Consider the following 23,575-nt stretch of genomic DNA (forward strand, 5'->3'; position numbering starts at 1 on the left):
CTTTGAAAATGCTCTGCTGACGCGAAAGCGGCAGCCGCCGCAACGCGGCGTACATTCAGGCGAAAACCGCGTTTTTCGCCTGAATGCCACCTTTGACTTTCATAAAAAGTCAAAGGTAATCTGCTCTAGAGCATTTTCTCTTTGAAAATGCTCTGCTGACGCGAAAGCGGCAGCCGCCGCAACGCGGCGTACATTCAGGCGAAAACCGTGTTTTTCGCCTGAATGCCACCTTTGACTTTCATAAAAAGTCAAAGGTAATCTGCTCTAGGATCGGCAAGAACGCAACAACAGCAACGCAGGATCGCAGAATGCAAGAGCACCCTCCCGCCGCGCCGGGCCGGTTGGACAGCCTGGACAGGCAATTGCTGGACATTATTCAGACGGACTTTCCTCTTGATCCGCGCCCGTACGCGGTACTGGGGCAGCGCCTGGGCATTTCCGAGGAGCAGGCCCTGGAACGCGTGCGGGCCTTGCGCGTCAAAAAAATCATCCGCCGCCTGGGGGCCAATTTCCAGTCTGCCAAACTGGGCTTCGTGTCCACGCTCTGCGCCGCCAAAGTGCCTGATGCAAAGCTGGAAACATTCATCAGCGAGGTCAACGCCCAGCCGGGCGTGACGCACAACTATTTGCGCGATCACAGCTACAATGTCTGGTTTACGCTGATCAGCCCCTCGCGCGAGCAGGCGCGGAAAATTCTGGACCAGATCAGCGCGCGCACCGGCATAGTCATTCTTGACCTGCCCGCCACAAAATTCTTTAAAATCCGCGTGGACTTCCGTATGCAGGAAGAAGAGTAGAGCAGTTTCACTGTGAAACTGTCCTGCCGGCGCCAAAGCGCCGGCAATGCTCCCGGGGGCAACGGGCAGGGCGAAGCCGTGCCCGCAGCGGGCGCACATGTCGACAGCTTCGCCAGGCCCTTTTGCGCGCCCTGCGTTTACTTTTCGGAAAAAAGAACCAGGGCAATCAGCTCCAGATCGTCCGGCCCGTCATTGAGCAGGGCATGTTCTTCGCCGTCACGGCACACGGTCACGTCTCCGGCCCTGACCGTGGTTTGAGAGCCATTGTCGTCGTACAGGCCCTGGCCTTTGAGAATGAAAAAAACCTCAAAGTCGCCGTTGTGGCGGTGCCTGCCCACCGCGTCGCCGGGCCGCAGCAGCAGATGATTGTACAAGCGCCCGTGATTCTCAAGCTCATCCGCGTTCAGGAGCTTGGTGAAATGGGCCATGCCCGGCCCGCCGAACATGGTTTTATCCAGTTTTTCCCGTTGATCTGCGCGACGGATCATCTCTTTCTCCTTTGTTGTGTCAGGGCCTGGAGCATTTTCACGCCGCAACGCGGCGTACATTCAGGCGAAAACCGCGTTTTTCGCCTGAATGCCACCTTTGACTTTCATAAAAAGTCAAAGGTAATCTGCTCTGGACGCGCTCCAGGCCGGATCTGCTCCGCCCTGCCGCAAAAAATGCCCTACGCGGTCTGCGACATCTCCTTTTCTGCCGCCTCCCCGGCCGCGCTCCGCCTGTCCGGATCAGCGCTTTTTCCGGCGGGGGCGTCCGCGGTTTTGCGGCGCATGGGCCTGCGCGGCGGGCGTCTGCCCCCGGCGCGGCGCTCGGGCGCGACCCTGGCAGGGCGGCCAGGCCGGGGCATCTCCCTGACATGCACGTCCAGTTGCGGGAAAGCCACTTCAATCTTGTGCTCCCTGAACTGCCTGTCGATTTCCAGGCGGATTTCCGAGGTCGTGGAGAGGCCCACGTCATAATCACGCACCCAGAAGCGCAAGGTGAAGTTCAGGCTGCTGGCCGCGAAATCGTCAAACGTCACTGACGGCGTGGGGTATTTGAGCACATTCTCGTGCGCGTTGGCAATGGCGAGCATCAGCTTCATGACCAGGGCCGTGTTGGAGCCGTAGGCCACGCCCACCACAATGTCGCGCCGCACCGTGCGGCTGTTGCGCGTCCAGTTGATCAGGCGGTTGGACACAAATTCGGAATTGGGCACATAAATGAGGGCGTTGTCAAAGGTTTCGACCGTGGTGGCGCGCACGCTGATTTTGCGCACCTTGCCGGTGATCGGGCCCACTTCCACCACGTCTCCGGCCTGTAGCGTGCGGCTGAAAATCAGGATCAGGCCGGAAAGAAAGTTGTTGACGATGGTCTGCATGCCGAAGCCGATGCCCACGGAAAGGCCGCCGGCCACAATGGCCAGATTGCTCAGTTCCATGCCCAGAGCCCGCAGCGCGAACAGGCCGAAAATGGCCCACACCGCATAGGTGAAGGCCGTTTGCATGGGCGGTATCAGCGTGGCGTCGATTTGCAGGCCCTGCCTGGGCAGCCCGGCCAGAAAGCGCGTGCCCATGGCCACGGCCGTGCGCGCAAGGTAAAAAACGCTGATGATCAGCAATACCTGAATGATATTGAAGCGGGTAGCGCCCACATTGACGCCTTCAAGCACATAATGGCCCAGCAGGTACATGCCGCCGGGCAGGGTTCCCACCCAAAGGGAGACGCCCACCACAGCCACCACCAGCACCACAGGCGCGGCAAGGGCCACCAGCAGATGCGAGACTGCCGCGCGCGCTCCTTCCCTGGGCAGGTGCTCGTTGATGTTGCCGATCAGGGCCATGCCGCCCAGACAGAGCTCAAGAGCCAGGGAGCAGGAGACAAAGAGCAGGTAAAGAATCATGCTGTAGATATGCAGGCCCAGCAGTGCCAGCACCAGACAGATCCAGAGGATGATCGTGTCGCTGTCCAGGACGGCGGACTCCAGTTGCAGAGGGCCGAAACTCTCCTTTTTGCGGCGGCGCGCGCGCAGCAGGGCGACAATGACCAGGCCCAGCCAGATCAGCAGCACCAGGGGTTTGATCAGGGGCAGGTAGAGCAGGGCATAGGCGCAGAAGGTAAGCGGCATGAGCCGCCAGAACGGCGCGCGGACGCGGCCCACTTCGGGATACTTGAGCAGGCGCAGATCCCAGGCCAGAAAAACCTGCCCCGCGATAATGCTCAAATTGCCCAGCGCCAGAAAAAGACGGTAAAACTCGCCCGTGGCGGACACGGAGCTGCCCAGCAGGGCCAGGCCCAGGCAGAGCCAGGGCAGGCTGACGCGGAAGATATGGCGTTTTATGGGGCTGGAATCCTTGCTGATCCAACGCCGGTAGAGCATAAGGACGAGCAGACCGACAAAAAAGAGCCCGAGCAGAAAGCGCAGCACGGCCGTGCCCCACTGCTCCGCGCTCGCCGGCATTTCCACGGGCAGGCGCAAGGTCATGCCCTGCAGCGAATAGCTCATCTGCTGGCCGAAATCCGACCAGACCGTGGCGCTCAGCCAGGGCACCGGGCTTTGCAGGTAATAGTCTTTCCAGAGCAGCGGCAACCTGGCGCCGATCTCCTTCTGGACCTGCTCCAGCTTTGTGAGCAGGGCCAGAGAAGGCGCCAGCGCCGAATTATACTGGGCCAGCACGGCTGTGAGCCGCAGGCGGGCCTGGGCAATGTCCCGGGCATAGCTCTGCATCTCCTTGCTCACCCGCCCGTCGTGCAGATCGCCCGGCAGGCTGTCGCCCAGATAGCTTACGCGCTCCAGCAGCGCCTGGGCTTCGGAACGGGCCAGCAGGACCGGCTCCAGCATCTGCCGCACCTTCAGGGTGGCGACCGTGATCCGGCGGCTCACGGCCTCCATGGGGTTGGGCCAGTTTTTGAAGGTATTGGCCAGCACCAGCAGGCGGCGGGCTTCCTCCTCATACGGCTGAACTTTTTTCGTGAGCTGGGTCGCCTGGCTGTTGAAGTTCTCGCTCATTTTTGCGGCGGTCTCATCGATCTCGGTGAGCATGCTGCGTTGCCCGGCCCAGACTTGCTCCCAGGGATCATGCTCCGGCGCGGCGGGCTGTGCCGCAGCCTGGGTTTCGGCCTGCGCCGCGTCGGCTGCTTTTTCCCCGCCCTGTGCCGCGGCGGCCGCGGCAGGGGGATCGGCAGCAGCGGCCGGGTCGGAAGCGCGGCTGGCGGCCTGGGAAAGAAGCGGCAGGACCGTCAGGCCCCATACCAAAAGCAAGAGAAAAGCAAACTGGCGCATAGTATCCTCAAAGACCGCACAAGACGCGCGGATGAAAGAATTTCGGAGCGCGGTCGCGCAACGGGAGCCGGCACAGCATGCCGCAAGCTCACATTGCCGCGCCCGGCAAAACGCTTGCGTGCAACAGCGCAAGAACCGTGGACCGCGCAGGCGCAGGCGCAATGTACTTTCGCCGTTACGCGCCGGAGCGAGCGTTTCAAAAGCAATATGCACCAGAGATGCGCGCCGCGATATGTTGCAGTGCAACCTTTGTGCAACGGCCCCGGCCTTTATAGATACGCCAAGAGGCGGATATTGAAAAGCCGTGGCGCGCGGCGATCTTTACAAGGCAGACGCATGGCGTCATACTTCCGGCATGGAAGACGTCACTTCCCCCACCGGCCCGTCCGGGCTCAAAGCCGGCGATGCAGTGATTCCCGTGGCGCTGCTGCATTGCCCGGGCTATGCCGCGCCAGATCTGGCCCGCATTGCGGCCCAGGCTCTGGAAGCCGGGGAGGTGCGCGTCAGTGCGGGCGCGCGGGTGCTGGTCAAGCCCAATCTGGTCACGGCCCAGACCCTGGCCTGCACTGATCCGCGCGTGGTCGCGGCGGCCTGCGCCTGGCTGCTGGATCAGGGCGCGCGCGTGCAGGTGGCCGATTCCCCCGGCTTCGGATCGGCGGCCTCCGTGGCCCGTGCCGTGGGCCTGGCGCAGGAGCTCAAGGCCCTGGGGCTTGCGGTCGGCTCTCTGGACAGGCCTGTGCCCTTGCGGCTCGACACGGGAGCCTGCTTCAAGGTTGCGCGGCAGGCCCTGGAATGCGATCTGATTTTGTCCGTGCCCCGGGTCAAGGCTCATGGCCAGATGCTTGTCACCCTGGCCGTGAAGAATCTCTTCGGCTGCGTCAGCGGTCTGCGCAAGGCCCTGATCCATGCGCGCGAGGGGCGGCAGCCGGGTTATTTCGCGGATTGTCTGGCGGCGCTCTGGGCGGCTCTGCCGCCCGTGGCCGGTCTGGCCGACGGCGTGAGGGCCATGCACGTCACCGGGCCCAGCCGGGGCAGGCCGTTTGCGCTGCGGCTGATGGGCGCGAGCGCCTCGGCTGTGGCTCTGGATCGGGCCCTGTGCGCCGTGCTGGGCCTGGAGTTCGGCGCCACGCCGCTGGGCGCGGCCTTGGAGCGGCGCGCAGCCGCGGGCAGCGCAGCCGCGGGAAGCGCCGTCGTCTATCCTCTGCTCCAGCCTGGGGGCTTTGACGCGCGGGGCTTTGAGCTGCCCGGCGAGCTCGCGCATACCTCCTTTCACCCGGCGCGCTGTGTCAAAAGTTGCGCGCGCCGCATCTGGGCCCGGCTTGCCGGAGCGCGCTCCAAAGGGTGAAGCCCGGACGGGCGCAACGCGCCTTTGCAACGCCGCGCCCGGCGGGACCGGCCACAGCGCGGCCTGCCGCTTTTTCAGGAACATCCCGATCTTGTTTTGTAAAGGAGATTGCCATGCCTGTGATTCTGCCCGGCCAGACAGATTTGTACGCCCTTACCGACGCGCGCCTTTCCCTGGGCCGACCGCTGGCAGATGTGGCCCAGGCCCTGCTGGACGCCGGAGTGCGCATCCTGCAATATCGCGAGAAAAAGCTCAAAGCCGGGCAAATGCTTGAGGAGTGCCGCCTGCTCCGCCGCCTGACCCGTGAGGCCGGAGCCTGCTTTATCGTCAATGATCACATCGACATCGCCATGCTGGTGGAGGCCGACGGCGTGCATATCGGCCAGGAGGATCTGCCCCTGCCCGAAGTGCGGCGGCTGGTGGGGCCGAAAATGATCATCGGCCTGTCCACGCATACGCCGGATCAGGCCCGGGCCGCAGTGGCCGCGGGCGCGGATTACATCGGCGTGGGGCCGATCTTCGCCACGCAGACCAAGGAAGACGTGGTGGACCCCGTGGGCTTCGGCTATCTGGATTGGGTGGCGGCGAATATCAGCGTGCCTTTTGTGGCCATCGGCGGGATCAAGGCGCAGAACATCGGCGAGGTTGTGCGCCACGGCGCGCAATGCTGCGCTCTGGTCTCGGAGCTGGTGGGCGCGCCGGATATTCGGGAAAGAGTGGCGACCGTGCGCCGGGCCATGCGCGCGTGAGCGCGCCCGACGCGGCAGGCGAAAAACGCGGTTTTCGCCTGAATGTACGCCGCGTTGCGGCGGCTGCCGCTTTCGCGTCAGCAGAGCATTTTCAAAGAGAAAATGCTCTGAACGCTCTGACAGGGCGAAGCCATGCCCGCCACGCGCGTCAGCCGTTGGCGGGCATGGCTTCGCCCTGTCAGGCCGCGATCATTGCAGCGCCTGCCCCACTGCCTGATGGTAGCCCCGCAGCCGCTGCTTTTCCTGGCGCGAGCGTTGCAGGCTTGCGCGGACGACCTCCCGGGCTTTGGCGGCTGTGGCCGTCAGATGTTCCTGCAGTTGCGTGAGTTCAATAAGGCGGTTGCGGTACTGGTCGGCGCAGCCGGATTCCAGCACATGCCACGCCATGCTGGTGACTTCGTTGCGCTGTTCCGCCAACGCGACGGCCCTCTCGTAGGCTCCGTCTTCCAAGGCCGCCATTTCCTGACGGGCAAGATTCAGAGCCTGATCCAACAAGCACACTCCCTGGCCCATGAGCACTCCTTTATGCCGTCCCAGAGCGATTTGCTAATGAAATTAGCTAAACCGCTCTATTGGGCGACGCTCTTTGCCATCTGCCGATGCAGATCCTCGCTGACGACCCGCCATGTCTCGCAAAGCGGCAGGAATTCGTATTCCAGCAGATCGGCAAGCAAAATCCAGTCTTCGTTTCCCAGCACCTCGCTCATTTCGGAAAGCAGCGCGGAAAGCTTTTCCACTTTCTGAGCAAAGGCCTGATCGTCGCCGCTGAAATAACGCTCACGCAGCACGCCGAGCATGCTCATGAAATCACGGGTCACGTCCAGCAGATCCTGGAACAGTTCCAGGGCGTCCGTGTCCGAAGCTTCACGGAACAGGCGCGCCACATGCCGCGCGCCGTGCCCCATCATTCGGGCCACTTTGTTCATTTCGGCGGCGATATCCACAGCCAGCTCGCTGGCAGGCCGCGAACGCACTTCCACCGAGGTGATCGAATCGCAGGCAATGTCTTCGGCCTGGTGCGGGTAGATTTCCGAAAAGCTTTCATTATTCACGAAAACATCGGTCACCACCCGGTTTTCCATCTTTTCATCGTCCATCAGGTTGGTCAGCATTTCTTCCAGATTGGCGAAGTTGGAAATCTCTTTGCCGCTTTTGCAACCGTCAACAATAATCATAAAAACCCTCCTTGCTCCCCACGGGGAAGTATTTGCCGATACGTTGCGTGACAATGGTTATGCAAACCATGTGCCAATAAAGAAAATCTGTCGTCATCAGGCATGGATGCTGGAGATCCGCCGCTCCCGCGGTGGAAAGGGCATGGTGGGACGGCAGAGAAAAGAGAAGGCAGGGCGCAATGTTTTTTTGTTCAGCCGTGTTGCCGTTTCCGGCAGGGCAAGAGAGGGCGCAGCGCGGGGCCGGGCCTGTCACAGCCGTATGCCCGGCGGGCAAAAGAACTGAGCGGGCCTCAACCACAAGCCCGGCGACTTGAATGTTTTTCACTTTGAAAATGCTCTGCTGACGCGAAAGCGGCAGCCGCCGCAACGCGGCGTACATTCAGGCGAAAACCGCGTTTTTCGCCTGAATGCCATCTTTGACTTTCATAAAAAGTCAAAGGTAATCTGCTCTAGACCGCCACAGCCGCGGCCCAGCGTCGCACATGGCCGGAAAGGCGCGTCACCAGAGTCAGCAGCTCGTCCAGACGCCCGCCGCGCTCCATGCACAGCACGCGCCAGAAATGCCCCAGGGAGGACAGCGGCGGGCAGGCGTCCAGAAGGCTCTGGAGCCGCTCGCAATTGCGCAGAAAAAGCTGCCCGGCCCGGGCGCTTCTGCCGGTGAGCCGCCCCTGCTCGGCCAGCAGATCAAGCAGTTGCGCGGCCTGGGACAATACAGGAGCCACTGTTTCCCTGAATGCCGCGGAATAGGGCAAAGCGTCGGAGGCAACAGGCATGCGGGCGCTGAGAGGCTCGGACGCTTCTCCGGGCCGCGCTTGTGCGGTTTCCAGGCTGTCAAGGATCTGACGCCAGAACAGGCGTTGCTGGCCGAGCCAGAGGCTGCGGTCTTCCTGCTCATGGCCGGAAAGACTGCGCACGCGGGCAAAGCATTGCGCATCCGTCTCCGTCACCCAGACGCGGACTTTCCGGCAGATCTCGGGGGTCAGGCCGGCCTGCCAGTTCCCTTGGGTCAGATAGCCCAAGGCCAGATCCCCGGCGTTTTGCGGGCTGATCTGTTCCAGACAGCGTTGCTCGTGCGGGCAGGCGCTGTTGTACGGGCAGGGATGGCAGGGCAGGGCCGGTTCAAGGCAGCAGCAGCCGGGCAGATAGGGGCCGGTGTCCCAGGGTTGGGCCGTTGCCAGAAAAAAGGCCAGGCAGGGCAGCCCCAGACCCGCGGCCAGATGCATGGTGCCGGTGTCATTGGTGACCAGCAGGCGCAGGCGGCTGAGCAGGGCCGCCAACTGCGGGATATCGGTCTTGCCCACGGCGTCCACAAAGGGGCCTTGAGCCCGGGCCGCGTAATCCCGGGCCAGCGGGCTCTCGGCGGCCGCGCCCAGCAGTACCGGGCAGAGGGCCTGCTCTTGCCAGAGCCGGTCGCCCAAGGCGGCAAAAGAACTTGTGGGCCATTGCCGCCGGGCTTCGCTGGCCCCCAGTTGCAGGCCCACAAAGCCCGCGATGCGGGCGCCGGGGCTTGCGGGCAGCCTGAGCGGCCGCGCCAGAAGGGTATCGGCAAAGGCCAGGGACTCGCCTGCGGGGCGCTGGAGCGCGCATGTGCCCGCGCCGGTCTTGGAACCGGGAGCGGGTGCGCCCACCATGCGGAACATGTCCGCCAGATTGAAGGGCGCGTTCAGGCGCTGCAATGTGGCGCCGTTCAAAAAAGCGGCCCAGATGCCGCCGCTGAAGCCGAAACCGTGCGCATCCATGCCGAAACCCAGCACAGCGTCCGGCGACGGAGCCAAAAGCCTGGTCAGCAGCCTGCCCGGCAGGGTCGGCGTAAGATTGACCACGCGCCGGGGCGCGGCCTGCTCGCGGATGCTTCGGGCAAAGTCGAGCAGCCGGGCCGCGGCCTTTTGCCAGCATTTGTCCAAATCCGCCATAAGCCCGGCGCCGGGCAGGGGCCAGGCCGCGTCCAGATGGCGCAGCAGGGGCAGAGCGGCGGCAAAATTGTCCAGGCAGACCAGACCCACCGTATGGCCGCTGCTGTGCAGATCGTGGATCAGGGGCTGGCATTGCAGCAAATCGCCGAAGCGGGTCAGGTTGACGATCAGGGTGTCCACGCTCATGCCGGGATGCCTCGCGCCGCTCAGGCCAGAGCTGTGCGGCTGCCGCCGTCCAGCATGTTCAGGGCCAGCATCTTCTCCTGTTTGAAGCGATTGCTCACCGCGGCCTGCACCTCCCTGCTGGACGAGCCGAATTGCCCGGCGCGCAGGGCATACACATGACTGATCAGTTTGCGCTCATAGGCCGGGTCCGTGGGCTTGCCGCTCATCCTGTCGGCCCTGTCGAAAATCCGGGCAGCGCCTGCCGGGCCGTGCTGCACGGCCGTGCTCCAGATCACTTCGCGCATGGCGGGCGAGAGTTTGTCGGCCTCAAGGCCCGTGCGCTCCACGATGGCTTCCAGCGCGGGCTTATAATGGCTCTCGCGGATAAAGGCTTCCTGCAGGGCCTCAAAACGCTCGGGCTGCTCGCGGGCAATGGCCCGCCAGGTGTCGGGCATGCCGCCCCGGCGGCTGCCCGTATTGGCCGGGCCGCTCCTGCGCAGGCGCTGCGAAAGATCGGGGGCCGCGCCGTCCAGAAATTCCAGAAAGTTTTTCATGCTGCCCACGCGCGAGGCGATTTGATACTTGCCGTAGGATGTGCCGCCGTTGCGATCGTAGCCCACGGCCGCGACCCCGTCCCCGCCGGACTCAAAGCGGGCGGAAAGCTGCCCCAGACCGGGACTGTCCGCCTGTACGCCGCGTGTGGCGCGCGCCCTGTTCGGCGCTGCGGTTTTGCGGGGCCGGGTATGAATGAAATCGCCCACGCTCAGCCCGCCCAGGCGCGCGTCAAGGTTGCGCGTCAAGGAACGCAAATGCCGGGCCGTGCCCAGGTTGCGGGCCAGATCCAGGGGGGAATCGCCGCCGGAAAGATTTTGCATCAGGCCGTCCAGAGCCTGCGTGCGACGCAGATCCGACTGGGCTTTGGAAAAGACCTGGGCGCGCGCCAGATCGCTGGGCGAACGCCCGGCCAGCACGGGATTGCGCAATTGCAGGGTATTGACGGCCTCCTGCGGCCGCTGGGCCGTGGCAGGGAGCTTTTGCCCCGCCGCGCTTTCCTCCTGCCCGGCCATCAGCGCGGCAAAGGGCGAAGACGCATTGGCGGCCCCGGCAGCGCGGCGCGGCGCGGCCGCGGCCGGATTAACATGCTGGTCGGCCGGGGGCCTGATCAACAAGGTGGAATGTGACATGCGTTCCTCCTGTGGCGGATTGCGGGAGCGGAACGTGCGGGCCCATTGCCGCCCGGATGCCCAAAAGACCCGGGCTCCAATGCGCGCCTGTCGGTGAAGCGCAAGGCTTTCCAGCCCGTGGCAGCCGGGCGAGGCGTCACTGCGGGCCTCCGCTCAAATCCTGCCGCACAGCGCAAGAGTAGCAAGGACAGTGCCAATGCGCGGCCCCAGCCGCATTGCGGGCCTGGTGAGGCAGGCCGCGCCGTTTTTTCGACGGGCCGGGGGCTGGGGCAGGCCGCTTGTGAGAAGGCTCGCGCCGGCCTGGGCTTTCTGCCTGGTTTCTGAGGACGCGGCTGAAGCTGAACCCGCGTTGCGATCCGACTGCCCACTCTGCTGGAAGCAGGGCCATAAAAAGCGGCTGCCCTTTTGCGCAGCAGGACAGCCGAAAAAAGGATTTTGGCGGAGGCGGGTCAGCGCGCCGGGACGGGGCCGGGCGGGGGCACGGCGTCGCGGCCCGCGATTTTGAGCGCCGCGCCCAGCTCGCGGGCCAGAACTTCCGTAAAATACTCAGGCAGTTCGCCGTTGAGCTTGATCTCGTGGCGTACCAGCAAGGCCAGCCGCATGTGGCTGCTGGCCACGGCATTGCGGCGGGAGATATTTTTCAGGTTGGCCTTGTGCGCCCGGCGGGCATTGGGCACGCGCCGCCGCACAAGCAAAACGTCGGTCAGCAGGGCCGTGCCGCCTGTGCCGGAAAGCCGCGAGGGCGCGTCATATCCGGCATCCACCACGCCGCGCAGGCTGTCCGGGTCCACCGGGCCCGCGTCCAGCACGGTGATCTGGATGATATGGCCCGCCTGGCTGGGGTTGCCGGTAACGGTAAAGCCCTTGCCGCTCACACAGGCTTCGACCCGGGATCGCAGGCCCGGGACCCGGTTGCTTTTGTCGCGCACGTTTATATACACCACATCGGCAATATCCTCGTCGCCGCCTGCGCTGCTCAGTTCGCCGCAACGCAGCACCTCCACCTGGGAGGCGTCTCCCTCGCCCCGGCGGATGCAGGCGCAGAGCAGGCACAGGCTCAGAAGCAGGAAGAGAAAAAATCGCAGTTTGGGCATACGCCTCCTTCTTTTTCCAGACGCCGCGCCGCGTCTGGCGGCAGTGCATCGTATCGCAACGGCCGGGGGCAGTCAAAATACGTCTCAAAGGCTGCCGTCGCGGGAACTTTTGCGAAAAAGAACGCCCGCACGGGCTGAAGCGAAGCTGCGCAAAGGCCCGCACGCGCAGGCGAAATTTCCTTGCGCCGTGAAGCGCCGGAGCGAGCGTTTCAAAAGCGCTATGCTCTAAGGATGCAGCGCATTGAGAATTTCGAGGCTCAGCTTGTCCTCCAGGGCAGGCAGGCTGTCTTCCCGCTCCATGTCCGCGCCTTCGGCGCTGACCGTCACCCGGCGCAGCTCGGCGTCAGTGGGCTCGCGGCCGTCGCGGCTGATGCCCACCCGGGCCCGCAGGCCCCAGACCTTGCTTTTGCCGTAGCTGTCCAAAAGGCTTACGCCCAGGCCGAGCAACGCGCCGCCGCCCGCGCCCCAGCCCGCGCCGCTGCGGCCGTTGACGTCCACGGCGCTGCCCAGCAGCATGCCGAGCATGGCGCCGGTGGCCGCGCCGCCCAGAGCCTTGCCCGCGCTGATCGGTGCGTTTTTGGAACCCAGGGGGTAAATGTCTTCAATGCGTACCCGCACCAGGATGTCGGCCTGCCTGGCCTCCTCGGTGGGGCTCAGGCCTCGCTCGCTCTGCAGATAGGCCGTGAGCATGGATTGCAGATCGGCATTCAGATTCGCGTCCCCGCCGCTGACCGAGACATGCAGGCTCTGGCCCGGTCTGGCAGGCGTTTGCGGCAAAGGCTCCGAGGGGGCCTGAGGCAAAGGCTCCGACCCGGCCCCCTGGCCGGAAGCCGGAACCGCGTCCCGGTGGCCGGCGCAAGCGCCCGCCAGGACGCAGAAGAGCAACAGGCAGAGCAAGGCCGGAAAAGGAGAGGACATCTGACGCACGCGCATTTTTTCTCCGCGGTCGCGGGAAAGGCTGGCGTCCAACACGACCGTATCGTTTCCGTAACGCAGAAGAGCGGGGCTGTCCAGACGCCCTGCGGCTTGCGCTGCGGCGGCCCCCGGCCTGCGATTTGCTGCGTGCCGCGCCATCAGGGGCGGGGCCACGCTGCCCGGCGCACTTGACGCGGGCATGTTTTGTCGTATCTTGCCCCTACACTGTCTGCGCTGGCGCGGCCACACGGGCCGCGCCGCGTCAGCCATTACCGTTGAGGACAATGCATGGGCAAGCAGTTGATTATCGTGGAATCCCCGGCCAAGGTAAAGACCATTAAAAAATTTCTGGGGCCGCAGTATGTGGTGCAGGCCAGTGTGGGCCATGTGCGCGATCTGCCCTCCAGCAGCCTGGGCGTGGACGAGGCCAACGACTTCGCTCCCCATTATGAAGTCATTGAAAACAAAAAGCATGTGGTCAACGAGTTGCGAGCGGCAGCGGCCAGGGCCGATACGGTCTTTCTCGCGCCGGACCCGGATCGCGAGGGGGAAGCCATTGCCTGGCATGTGGCCGAGCTGATTCGCGACAAAGCCAAAAACATCAAGCGCATCCAATTCAACGAGATCACCTCCAGGGCCGTCAGGGAGGCTCTGGAACATCCGCGCGAACTGAACGCCGCTCTTTTTGACGCCCAACAGGCCCGGCGCGTGCTGGATCGGCTGGTGGGCTACAAGATTTCGCCCCTGCTCTGGAAAACCATCAAACGCGGCATTTCCGCCGGGCGGGTGCAGTCCGTGGCCTTGCGCCTGATCGTGGATCGCGAGGCCGAGCGCGAGGCCTTCAAACCCGAGGAATACTGGCTGTTCAAAGCCCTGCTTTCCGCCGCCGCGCCGCCGCCTTTCAAGGCGGATCTGGCCAGAATCAACGGCAAAAAGGCGGCCATTGCCAACCGCGAAGCTGCGGACGCGCTGGAAGCCGCCATCAGGGGCAAGCCGTTCGTGGTGGAAAGTGTTGAGGAAAAAGAGCGCGAACGGGCTCCCCAGCCGCCTTTCATCACCTCCACCTTGCAGCAGGCGGCCAATCAGCGCCTTTCCTACACGGCCAAGCGCACCATGAACATCGCGCAACGCCTTTACGAGGGCGTGGAACTGGGCGACAAGGGGCTGACCGCGCTGATCACCTATATGCGCACCGACTCCACGCGTATTGCCGATGAGGCGCGCAAGGCGGCCCGGGACTTTATCAGTGACACGTTCGGCCAGGAGTATCTGCCCAAAAAGGCCCGGATCTACAAGGCCAAGGGCGGAGCCCAGGACGCGCATGAAGCCGTGCGCCCCGTGGATGTGAGCATCACGCCGGAGATGGTCAGGCCGCATCTGCCGCCGGATCAGTACAATCTTTACCGGCTGATCTGGTCGCGCTTCGTGGCTTCGCAGATGGCCGGGGCGCGCTTTCACGACACTGTGGCGACCATCGCCTGCGCCCATACCCAGTGGCGGGCCAAGGGCGAGCGCCTGCTTTTTCCCGGTTTTCTCGCGGCCTGGCCGCGCGGCAAGGAGGAGGCCGACGCCGAACTGCCGCCCCTCCAGGCCGGGCAGACCCTGACCCTGAACAAGCTGGAAAAGGAACAGAAATTCACCCAGCCCCCGGCCCGCTACAGCGAGGCAAGCCTGGTGCGCGAGCTGGAAGAGCTTGGGATCGGGCGGCCTTCCACCTACGCGGCGATCATCTCCACCTTGCAGGATCGCGATTATGTGCATCTGGCGGAACGCCATTTCGTGCCCACGGATCTGGGCCGGGTGGTCTGCCGCCAGCTCACCGAGCATTTCGCCAGGCTCATGGACGTGGGCTTTACGGCCCAGATGGAGGAAGGCCTGGACAAGGTGGCCGAGGGCAGCGAAAACTGGGTAAACCTGCTGCGGGCCTTTGCCGCGGATTTTAATCCCACGCTGGACGCGGCGGCCAAAAACATGCAGAGCCTGAAGGGCGGCATGCCCACGGATCTGCCCTGCCCGGACTGCGGCAAGCCGCTGCTGATCAAGTTCGGCAAGGCAGGGGCCTTTCTGGCCTGTTCCGGCTATCCGGAATGCCGCTACACCAGTAATTTCGCGCGCACCGAGGACGGCCGGGTGCAAGCCGTGGCCTCCGAAAAGCCGCAGTATGAAAAAGTGGGCCAATGCCCGCGCTGCGGCAAAGATCTGGTGATCAAAAAATCCCGCACCGGCAGCCGCTTTATCGCCTGCACGGGCTATCCGGCCTGCGATTACGCCGCGCCTTTTTCCACCGGCGTGCCCTGCCCGCGCTGCGGCAAGGGCACTCTGGTGGAAAAGAGCAGCAGGCGCGGCAAGCTTTTCTATTCCTGCGATCAATACCCGCAGTGCGATTTCGCCCTCTGGGACAAGCCCGTGCCCGGTCCCTGCCCGCGTTGCGATTCGCCCTATCTGGTGGAGAAAAAGAGCCGGGACGGGCTCAGGATTCTCTGCCCGGTCAAGGGCTGCGGCTATGTGAAGGAGGACGGCGATGCCTGAGCCCCATAAGGAAGAGTCGCCGCTGGCGGGCCCGGAAAGCCCGCAAGCCCGGGATGCGCGGGCTGATCCGTCCGCTGCCGTGGGCGGGGATTTTTTTGAGGCGCGCGTGGCGGCATTGCTCGAAGCCGGGCGCAAGGCCGTGCTGCTGACTGTGATTTCGCGCCAGGGCTCGGCTCCGCGCGCCGCCGGAACCCGCGCCCTGCTTACGGAAGACGGTTTTGAAGGCACCATCGGAGGCGGGGCTCTGGAGGCCCGGGCCCTGGAAGCGGCCCGGGAAAGCCTGGCGGCCGGCATTTCCGCCCGCGTTTCCTGCGATCTCACCGGCCTGTCGCCGGAAAGCGACATGATCTGCGGCGGCAGCATGGAAGTGCTTTGCGAGGCGCTCATGCCGCAACAGGCTGCGGTCTTCGCCCTGGCCGCGCATGTTTTGCGCGCAGGCGGCAGCGGCGTCTGGACTGTGGATGTCAGCCGCGAAAGCCTGCCCCGGCGCTGCCTGCATCTGGAGAGTCTGCCCCGGGAATTTGCGGGTTTGGCTGATTCCCCGGCTGTGCGGCAGGGATTGGAGGCCGCGGCGCCGCTGCTGGAAAAGCTCGGCAATAAGCCCGGATTGCTCGCAGGCGGGGATCGGGCCATGTATGTGGAGCCCCTGAGCGCCCCGCCCGTGCTCCTGCTCTGTGGCGGCGGCCATGTCTCGCTGGAGGTGGCGGCTTTGGCCCGGGCCTGCGGTTTTGTGGTGGACGTGGTGGACGACAGGCCGGAATTTTCCGATCCCGCGCGTTTTCCCATGGCCCGCCGCTGTGTGACCCTGCCGGGCTTTGAAGGGCTGGTGGAGGCCTGCGGCATCGGCCGCAGGCATTATGTGGCCATTGTCACGCGCGGCCACAGCTTTGACCGCGAGGTTCTCGCGCAGACCCTGGCAAGCCACGCCGCCTATATCGGCATGATCGGCAGCCGCGCCAAGCGTGAGCAGGTCTATGCGGCCCTGCGGGAGCAGGGCGTGCCCGACGCGGAGCTGGCAGCCGTGCGCTGCCCCATCGGCCTGCCCGTGGGCGCGGAAAGCCCGCAGCAGATCGCCGTGGCCGTGGTGGCCGAATTGCTGGCCGCTCGGGCCGGGACCTTGCATCGCCTGCGTTTTGAGGAGTAGAGCGTTTCGCTCATTTCATGAGCAAAATGCTCTGGTTTCATGGCCCCGGGCTGATCCTGCCCGGGGCTTTGCCGTATTGGGCGCAGAATTTCTTGAGAAAGACCTGAGCGAGGACGCGGATATCCTCCCGGCGTTCGCTCAGGCTGGGAATGCGCAGGCTCAGGATAAAGATCCTCGCGGAATGCGCCGCGGCGCGCGGCGTCTTTCAGTATTTTACTGGTGGCCGCAATGATTCGGCAGTGCGCCGCCAGGCTGGACATAAGCTGCGTCAGCCCTGGCCCCGGAAGAAAGGGATTCACTTTTGAGATGATTTTCTTAAAAAATTCATTTTACTTTCACATGGTTGAGAAAGGAATTTCACTAGAAAAGTAAATCCTTCCCGGAAGAGTCTACCTTGATATTTGTTTTTGGCCGGGATATCCTCACTATGGGGAGGCAGGCGACATGGAACTCACGGTGGCCGCTGTAATCGTCAGTGTTTTGCTGTTCATCTATCTGGAGACCAAGAGCAGGAACGCCCGGCATCTCCAGCGCATTGCCGAAGAAAAGAGCGACATTGCCGAGGCTTCCCGGATGACGGCCACGATGGCCGTCTTTTATCCCGACGCCCAGACCACAGTGATCATGGGCGCTTCCGAGGAATTCGGCGCGCTGTATTATCGCGTCTTGCGCCAGACCAAAGTGATTAACCGCAGCAAGATCAATCTGTCCAACATCGCGCGGGTGGAGTTGCTGATCAACGGCCGGCCGCAGGATCTGCCCTGCTCGTCCGAGCAGCCGACCACCTCGCTCAAGGCCACGGAGATTGCCAATAAAGTCGTGAGCCGTTTTTCCCCGGATACGCTCAAATCCATCCAGCGGATGGGTCTGCGGATTATTTTTCTGAGCGAGACCGGCAGTGAGAAATCCCTGGAAATCACCGTGCTGCGCCCGGGCGACGAGCGGCAGCGCTTCAAGCGCTTCCAATTGCTGAAAAACGCTGTCTGGTGGTGCGGATTCCTGAATATCGGCAGCAGGCAGGCGCGCCATGTGCGGGCCCGCCTGGAAGCGCCCGGGGCGTAGAGCCTGGGCGGAGAATTTTTTTGAAAAAAATATCCTTTTATTTTACTGAGTTACAGATGCAGAATGCGGTATGCTAAGATATTGAAATACAAAGCGATTCGCCTTGGCAACGTATCGCGTTCGCCTTGGCCCGTTTCTTGCTTTTTGCCATGAAGTGTGTTTTGTAGAGTGTTGCTTGAGCCCGCCTCTCCCAAGTCAGGGTGGGCTTTTCAATGGCGGATTTTCCGCCTGCGCCCAACGGAGTAGTTCATGACCATGAGAATATCGATTTGTTTTGCTCTTGTGCTGGGGCTGTGCCTGGCTCTCGCCGCCTGCGGCGATGACAAAAACGCCCAACAGCCCGATATGCGGCCCCCGGTGGCCGTTTTTGACGTCAAGGTGGCCGACGCGCCCTGGCCGGCCGAATACCAGGCCCAGGCCTCGGGCTCGCGCGCCGTGGAAGTGCGCTCCCGGGTGGAGGCCATTATTGAGAAACGTCTCTATGAGGAAGGCGATTTCGTCAGAAAAGGCCAACTGTTGTTTCAACTGGAGCGCGATCAGTACGAGGCCAAGGTCCAGCAGGCCCAGGCCCAGTTCAATAATGCCGAGCGCGAGTGGAAGCGCATCCGCCCGCTTTATGAAAAGAACGCGGTTTCCCAGAAGGATCGCGACGCCGCCCGGGCCGCCTATGAAACCACCAAGGCGGAATTGCGCACAGCCAAAATCAATCTGGACTATACCGAGGTGACGGCTCCGGTTTCCGGCTTCAGCAGCAAGGAAAACTTCACGCCCGGCAACCTGGTCGGCAACAATTCGCTGCTGACCTATGTGAACCAGACGGACCCCATGTACATCGACTTTTCCATTGCCGCGCCCGAGCGCATGGCCCGGCAGCAACTGGCAGAGGCCGGTCGCCTGGAGTTCCCGGAGCACAACCGCTACAAGGCCAGACTGCGTCTTCTGGACGGCACCATGTACAAGGGCGAGGGCCAGGTGACCTTCATCGACAGCCAGGTCCAGCCCACCACGGGCGTGATCCAGGCCCGCGCGGTCTTCGACAATGCCGACGGGCACATCATGCCCGGGCAGTACGTGCGTTTGTACATGGAAGGCGACATCCTCAAAAATGCGGTGCTGATCCCGCAGAAGTGCGTGATCCTGACCCAGAAGGGCTCCATGGTCATGGCTCTGGACAAGGAAGACAAGGTCTATGCCGTCCCGGTCGATCTGAGCGTGGCCGTGGGCGACAAGTATCTGGTGGTTTCCGGCCTCAAGGGCGGCGAGCGCATCGTCAGCGAGGGCATCGTCAAGGCCCGGCCCGGAACCGTGGTGCGCGTGCAGAAAGCCGGAACCCAGCAGCCGCCGCAGGCTCCTGCCGCGCAAAAGTAGGTTGATATATGGCCGCTTCTTCCAAACCGAATTTCTTTTTGCGCCGTCCGATTCTCTCGGCCGTCATTTCCATCGTGATCACTCTGGTGGGCGCGCTGGCCATGAAGGCCCTGCCCATTGCCCAATACCCGGATCTGGTGCCGCCCACGGTCAACGTGAGCGTCACATATCCCGGCGCGTCCGCCGAAACCATCGCCTCCACCGTGCTGGCCCCCCTGGAAGTGAACATCAACGGCGTGGAAAACATGCTGTACATGACTTCCACGGCCGCTTCCGGCTCGGGCTCCGGCTCCATCAACGTGTACTTTGCCCTGGGCTCGGACCCGGACATGGCCCTGGTCAACGTCAACAACAAGGTCAACCTGACCCAGACTCAGCTGCCCGAGGAGGTGCGCCGCCAGGGCGTGAGCGTGGTCAAACGCTCTCCGGCCATGCTTCAGCTCTTTGCGTATTATTCGCCCGACGGCCGCTACGACGAGGTCTATATCCACAACTGGATGCAGATCAACGTTGTGGACGAGCTCAAGCGCGTGCCCGGCGTGGGCGACGTTTCTGTTTTTGGCAGCATGAGCTATTCCATGCGCATCTGGCTCCAGCCGGACAAGCTGGCCAAGTATGGCTTGACGGTCAATGACGTGACCAAAGCCATTCAGGAGCAGAACTCCCAGTTCGCGCCCGGTCGTCTGGGCGATATGCCCTCGCCCTCCTCCACCCAGCTCACCTGGCAGATCGACACCCAGGGCCGACTGGTCACGCCCGAGGAGTTCGGGGAGATTGTGGTGCGCACCGGGCCGGACAGCGCCATGCTGCGCCTCAAGGACGTGGCCCGGGTGGAGCTGGGCGGCCAGGATTACAGCGTCAGCTCCCGGGCCAACGGCATGGTTGCCCGCATGGGCGCGGTTTACCTGCTGCCCGGCGCCAATGCCATTGCCACCGGCGACCTCGTCGCGGCCAAGCTGAAAGATATCGCCGCAAGCCTGCCCGACGGCATGGAATACCGGATCGTGGTGGATACCAACGACTTTGTCATTGAATCCATCAGGGAAGTGGTTTCGACGCTGATAGAAGCCATGATCCTGGTGTTCATCGTGGTCTATGTCTTTCTCCAGAACTGGCGGACCACGCTGATCCCCTGTATTGCGGTGCCCGTATCGATCATCGGCACCTTTGCGGGCCTGTACGCATTCGGCTATACGCTGAACACCCTGACCCTTTTCGCCATGGTGCTGGCCATCGGCATTGTGGTGGACGACGCCATTGTGGTGCTTGAAAACGTCGAGCGCATCATGAGCACCGAGCATCTGCCGCCCAGGGAAGCCACGGCCAAGGCCATGAACGAGGTTACGGCCCCGGTCATCGCCATTGTGCTGGTGCTCTGCGCGGTGTTCATTCCCGTCTCCTTCATGGGCGGGCTGGCCGGGCAGATGTACAAGCAGTTCGCCATCACCATTTCGGTGTCCGTGGTACTCTCGGGCATTGTGGCTCTGACGCTCACGCCGGCTTTGTGCGCGCTGCTGCTCAAGCCCCACGCGCACGACTACAAGCCCGCCAGGTTCTTCATCTGGTTCAACTACGCCTTTGGCCGCGTCACCCACCGTTATGTGCGCACGGTTCGCTACATCAAGGATTCCAGCCTGCGGGCCCTGACGCTCTTTGCGCTTATGCTCGCGGCCATGCTCTGGCTGCTCAAGGTGGTGCCCGGCGGCCTGGTGCCCAATGAGGATCAGGGCTACATCCTGGGCATGGCCATTCTGGACGACGGCGCTTCCCAGCACCGTACCCTGGCCGTCACCGAAACTCTGAGCAATTTTCTGCGCAAGCAGCCCTCGGTGGATATGGTGGCCACCATCAACGGCATTGACATCACCTCCATGGCGGTAAAGAGCAATTACGGCACCTTTTTCGCCACGCTCAAGCCCTGGAGCGAGCGCAAGGGGCCCGGCATGTCGGCCGACGATCTGACCCAAAAGGTCATGGCCGTGACCATGATGCAGCCCGAAGCCGTGGTTCTGGGCTTTTCGCCGCCGCCCATCAGCGGCATGAGCACCACCGGCGGCTTTGAAGGCTATATTCAGATGCGCGGCCAGGGCACCATTTACGATCTGGAAAACAATGCCAACAAAATGGTGGCCGAAGCCCTGTCCAAAAACGCCGACGGCAAGCCCAAGTATCCGGCCATAGGCAGTGTGCGCAGCCTCTTTTCCACGGGTTCGCCGCAGTTGTACGCCAATCTGGATCGCGAACGCTGCAAGGACATGGGCATCAGCATTACCGACGTCTATACGGCCATGAGCGGCACGTTCGGCGGTACTTACGTGAACGACTTCAACTATATGGGCCGGACTTTCCAGGTGCGTATGCAGTCCGAAGCCGAATTTCGCGTCCTGCCCGAAGACCTGAGCGACGTGTATGTGCGCAACAATAAGGGCGAGATGATCCCGCTCACCGCGATCATGACCCTGGAGCGGCGCACCGCGCCGCAGGTCATGGAACGCTACAACGTGTTCCCGGCCGCGCATATCCTGGGCAATCCCGCGCCGGGCTATTCCTCGGGCCAGGCCCTGAGCGAAATGGAGCAGGCCGCCGCGGCCTCGCTGCCCGCCGACTACAGCCTGGGCTGGGTGGGCTCGGCCCTGCAGGAAAAGCTGGCCAGCGCAGACACCGGCCTGATCTTCGGGCTGGCTCTGGTGATGGTCTTCCTGATCCTGGCCGCCCAGTACGAGTCCTGGTCTTTGCCCCTGGCTGTGCTCACGGCCGTGCCCTTTGGCGTGTTCGGCGCGCTGCTGGCGACCTGGCTCAGGGATTTGTCCAATGACGTCTACTTCCAGGTGGCCTTGATCACATTGGTGGGCCTGGCCGCCAAAAACGCCATTCTGATTGTGGAATTCGCGGTGGAGGCCTGGCGCGGCGGCCGCAGCCTCGACGTGGCGGCCATGCATGCGTCGCGCCTGCGCTTCAGGCCGATCATCATGACTTCCCTGGCCTTTATCCTGGGCTGCGTGCCCCTGGCCATCAGCTCCGGCGCGGGCGCCAACAGCCGACACGCCATCGGCGTCGCGGTCATCGGCGGCATGTTGGCCGCCACGGCCATTGCCACGCTTTTTGTGCCGTATTTCTTCAAGAGTATTATGCTGCTTTCCCTGAAACTGCAGGGCAAGAAAGATCCCAATGAAGGCAAGGGCCGCATTGAGGATGAACAGGAGGATTTATGAGCGCCACCCCTCAAGGCGGATCTGCCCGGGCTCAGGCCCGGCGTCAGGTCCGGCTCACGGTTCCGCTTTTGGCGCTGTGTCTCGCGTTGCTGCTCTCGGCCTGCTCTTTTGCGCCGCGCTACGAGCGGCCGGAACAGGATATCCCGGATCAATGGCGCAAGGTGGATTTGGGATCGGCTCCGCTGCATACCGACTGGTGGACGCGCTTCAACGATCCCGTGCTGACGTCCATGGTGGAGGAAGCGCTGCGCAACAATCAGGATCTGGCCGAATCCCTGGCCAGGATCGATTCGGCCGCGGCTCAGGTGGGCATTGCCACCTCGCAGTTGCTGCCCTCTGTCAGCGGCGACGCCGGAGCAACGGCGCAGGGCGCTTCGGAAAAAACAGCCAACAGCATCCCTTTCAGCCGCAGCGGTCTTTCGCGTTCCACCACCAATTACCAGGGTTCGCTCAACGCCTCCTGGGAACTGGATCTCTGGGGCAAGTACCGGAACAATTATACGGCCCTTTCCGATGTGCTGATGAATACAGTGGTAGGGCACGAGGCCTTGCGTCTTTCCGTGGCCGGTCAGGTGGCGCAGAGTTATTTTGCCCTGCTCGCTCTTGACATGCAGTTGGATACGGCGCGGCGCACCTTGAAAAGCCGGGAGGATGCCTTCGGCATCTACACCAGCCGTTACAAGCAGGGCGACATCACCGAGCTGGACTGGCAGCGCGCCCGGGCCGAGGTGGAAACCGCGCGCGCCCAGGTGCACACCAGCACCGTATCCGTGGATCAGGCCGAAGCCTCCCTGGCCGTGCTGCTGGGCCGCTCGCCGCGCGAGATCATCAACCGGGCCATGACGCGCGGCCGGGCCGTGGGCATGCTGCCCGCGCCGCCGGTACTGCCCGAAGGCCTGCCTTCGGAATTGCTGGAGCGGCGTCCGGACGTGCGCGCGGCTGAATACATGATTATGGCCTATAACGCCAATATCGGCGTGGCCCGCGCCCAGTTTTTCCCGTCCATTTCTCTGACAGGCATGCTCGGCACGGTCAGCGCCGCGGTGGGCAATCTCTTCAGCGGGCCGGCAGGGGTCTGGAGCTATGGAGCCTCAGGCACGCTGCCCATCCTGGATTTCGGGCGCAACTGGTATAATCTCAAGGATGCGGAGGCTCAGAAGAGGGCCGCCATTGCGGTGTATCGCAAGACCGTGCAGTCCGCCTTTCAGGATATCCGCGTTTCGCTCACCGCCCAGCGCGAGGCCGACGCCATTGTGCGCAGTATGCAAATCCAGGTGGAAAGTCTGCGCCGCGCGGTGGACATCGCCCGTTTGCAGTATGATAACGGCTATACCGACTATCTGACGGTCCTGGACGCGGAGCGCCAGCTTTTTTCGGCCGAGCTGCAACTGGCCTCGGCCCTGCGCGACCGGCTTGACGCCGTGGTCAGCGTGTGCATGGCTTTGGGCGGCGGCTGGCAGGAGCCGGGCGCGCGCCCGAGCTTCCCGGTGGTCAACACCGAGCGGCTTTTGCAGCAGGAGACCAGCGCCCGCGAGGCCACGCCTGCCACCAGGGCTCCTGTTTCGGGGGCCGCCCGGCAGTAGAGCCTCAACGCAAGGCGCTTTGGCCTGCCGCGGCTTTTTCCCGGCCAATCCGGCAGAATCGAAGCCTTGAATCAAGCG

Annotated in this window: 18 protein-coding genes; 9 read left to right on the plus strand and 9 right to left on the minus strand. The window is 63.3% G+C overall.

The window, feature by feature from the left end; genetic code table 11:
* Positions 1-308: 308 nt before the first annotated feature.
* Positions 309-797 (plus strand): AsnC family transcriptional regulator, encoded by a 489-nt coding sequence (locus G7Y52_RS03810; protein ID WP_165066327.1) that lies wholly within the window; start codon positions 309-311, stop codon positions 795-797.
* A gap of 137 nt (positions 798-934) precedes the next feature.
* Here the strand turns inward: G7Y52_RS03810 and G7Y52_RS03815 are convergent, their stop codons facing one another.
* Complete coding sequence (locus tag G7Y52_RS03815) at positions 935-1,285, minus strand: cupin domain-containing protein (RefSeq protein ID WP_165066330.1); 351 nt, start codon at positions 1,283-1,285, stop codon at positions 935-937.
* Between the two features lie 179 nt (positions 1,286-1,464).
* A complete protein-coding gene (locus G7Y52_RS03820; RefSeq protein WP_165066333.1) occupies positions 1,465-4,059 on the minus strand; it encodes a mechanosensitive ion channel domain-containing protein in 2,595 nt (864 codons plus the stop codon).
* A gap of 355 nt (positions 4,060-4,414) precedes the next feature.
* Between G7Y52_RS03820 and G7Y52_RS03825 the strand changes: the two genes are divergently transcribed.
* Together G7Y52_RS03825 and thiE are read left to right on the plus strand one after the other, a co-directional pair.
* Positions 4,415-5,404, plus strand: coding sequence for a DUF362 domain-containing protein (locus tag G7Y52_RS03825; protein WP_165066336.1), 990 nt, complete (start codon positions 4,415-4,417; stop codon positions 5,402-5,404).
* Between the two features lie 113 nt (positions 5,405-5,517).
* Entirely contained in the window at positions 5,518-6,153 is a 636-nt protein-coding gene (thiE, locus tag G7Y52_RS03830; RefSeq protein ID WP_165066339.1) for a thiamine phosphate synthase, read from the plus strand.
* 189 nt (positions 6,154-6,342) lie between these two features.
* On the opposite strand, the gene G7Y52_RS03835 is transcribed toward thiE, so the two are convergent.
* The 7 genes from G7Y52_RS03835 to G7Y52_RS03860 all read right to left on the minus strand — a co-directional run bounded on the left by G7Y52_RS03835 (position 6,343) and on the right by G7Y52_RS03860 (position 12,800).
* A complete protein-coding gene (locus tag G7Y52_RS03835) occupies positions 6,343-6,666 on the minus strand; it encodes a hypothetical protein (RefSeq protein WP_165066342.1) in 324 nt (107 codons plus the stop codon).
* Between the two features lie 56 nt (positions 6,667-6,722).
* A complete protein-coding gene (locus G7Y52_RS03840) occupies positions 6,723-7,328 on the minus strand; it encodes a hypothetical protein (RefSeq protein ID WP_165066345.1) in 606 nt (201 codons plus the stop codon).
* Complete coding sequence (locus G7Y52_RS14855; RefSeq protein WP_206215180.1) at positions 7,315-7,707, minus strand: hypothetical protein; 393 nt, start codon at positions 7,705-7,707, stop codon at positions 7,315-7,317. The genes G7Y52_RS03840 and G7Y52_RS14855 overlap by 14 nt, the downstream gene beginning before the upstream one ends.
* Positions 7,708-7,777: 70 nt before the next feature.
* Positions 7,778-9,427, minus strand: a complete 1,650-nt coding sequence (locus G7Y52_RS03845; RefSeq protein ID WP_165066348.1) for a glycosyltransferase family 9 protein — start codon at positions 9,425-9,427, stop codon at positions 7,778-7,780.
* Positions 9,428-9,447: 20 nt separating this feature from the next.
* Positions 9,448-10,590 (minus strand): hypothetical protein, encoded by a 1,143-nt coding sequence (locus G7Y52_RS03850; protein ID WP_165066351.1) that lies wholly within the window; start codon positions 10,588-10,590, stop codon positions 9,448-9,450.
* A 449-nt stretch (positions 10,591-11,039) separates the two neighbouring features.
* Positions 11,040-11,684: a complement resistance protein TraT gene (traT, locus tag G7Y52_RS03855; protein WP_165066354.1), complete on the minus strand. Its 645-nt coding sequence runs from the start codon at positions 11,682-11,684 to the stop codon at positions 11,040-11,042.
* A 225-nt stretch (positions 11,685-11,909) separates the two neighbouring features.
* Positions 11,910-12,800, minus strand: a complete 891-nt coding sequence (locus G7Y52_RS03860; protein WP_165066357.1) for a hypothetical protein — start codon at positions 12,798-12,800, stop codon at positions 11,910-11,912.
* 87 nt (positions 12,801-12,887) lie between these two features.
* On the opposite strand from G7Y52_RS03860, the gene topA reads away from it, so the two are divergent.
* The 6 genes from topA (at position 12,888) to G7Y52_RS03890 (ending at position 23,497) form a co-directional block, all read left to right on the plus strand.
* The gene (topA, locus tag G7Y52_RS03865; protein ID WP_165066360.1) at positions 12,888-15,128 is read left to right on the plus strand and encodes a type I DNA topoisomerase; all 2,241 of its coding nucleotides are present in this window, start codon (positions 12,888-12,890) and stop codon (positions 15,126-15,128) included.
* Entirely contained in the window at positions 15,121-16,272 is a 1,152-nt protein-coding gene (locus tag G7Y52_RS03870; RefSeq protein WP_165066363.1) for an XdhC/CoxI family protein, read from the plus strand. The genes topA and G7Y52_RS03870 overlap by 8 nt, the downstream gene beginning before the upstream one ends.
* Positions 16,273-16,716: 444 nt before the next feature.
* A complete protein-coding gene (locus G7Y52_RS03875) occupies positions 16,717-17,334 on the plus strand; it encodes a thioredoxin (RefSeq protein WP_165066367.1) in 618 nt (205 codons plus the stop codon).
* Positions 17,335-17,583: 249 nt separating this feature from the next.
* Positions 17,584-18,702: an efflux RND transporter periplasmic adaptor subunit gene (locus G7Y52_RS03880; RefSeq protein WP_165066370.1), complete on the plus strand. Its 1,119-nt coding sequence runs from the start codon at positions 17,584-17,586 to the stop codon at positions 18,700-18,702.
* A gap of 8 nt (positions 18,703-18,710) precedes the next feature.
* Positions 18,711-21,914 (plus strand): multidrug efflux RND transporter permease subunit, encoded by a 3,204-nt coding sequence (locus tag G7Y52_RS03885; protein ID WP_165066373.1) that lies wholly within the window; start codon positions 18,711-18,713, stop codon positions 21,912-21,914.
* Positions 21,911-23,497 carry an efflux transporter outer membrane subunit gene (locus G7Y52_RS03890; protein WP_165066376.1) on the plus strand — a complete coding sequence of 529 codons (1,587 nt, stop codon included), beginning with the start codon at positions 21,911-21,913 and terminating at the stop codon, positions 23,495-23,497. The genes G7Y52_RS03885 and G7Y52_RS03890 overlap by 4 nt, the downstream gene beginning before the upstream one ends.
* Positions 23,498-23,575 lie beyond the last annotated feature (78 nt).

Origin of the sequence: Desulfovibrio sp. ZJ200, assembly GCF_011039095.1 — a bacterium.
Taxonomy (GTDB): Bacteria; Desulfobacterota; Desulfovibrionia; order Desulfovibrionales; family Desulfovibrionaceae; genus Desulfovibrio.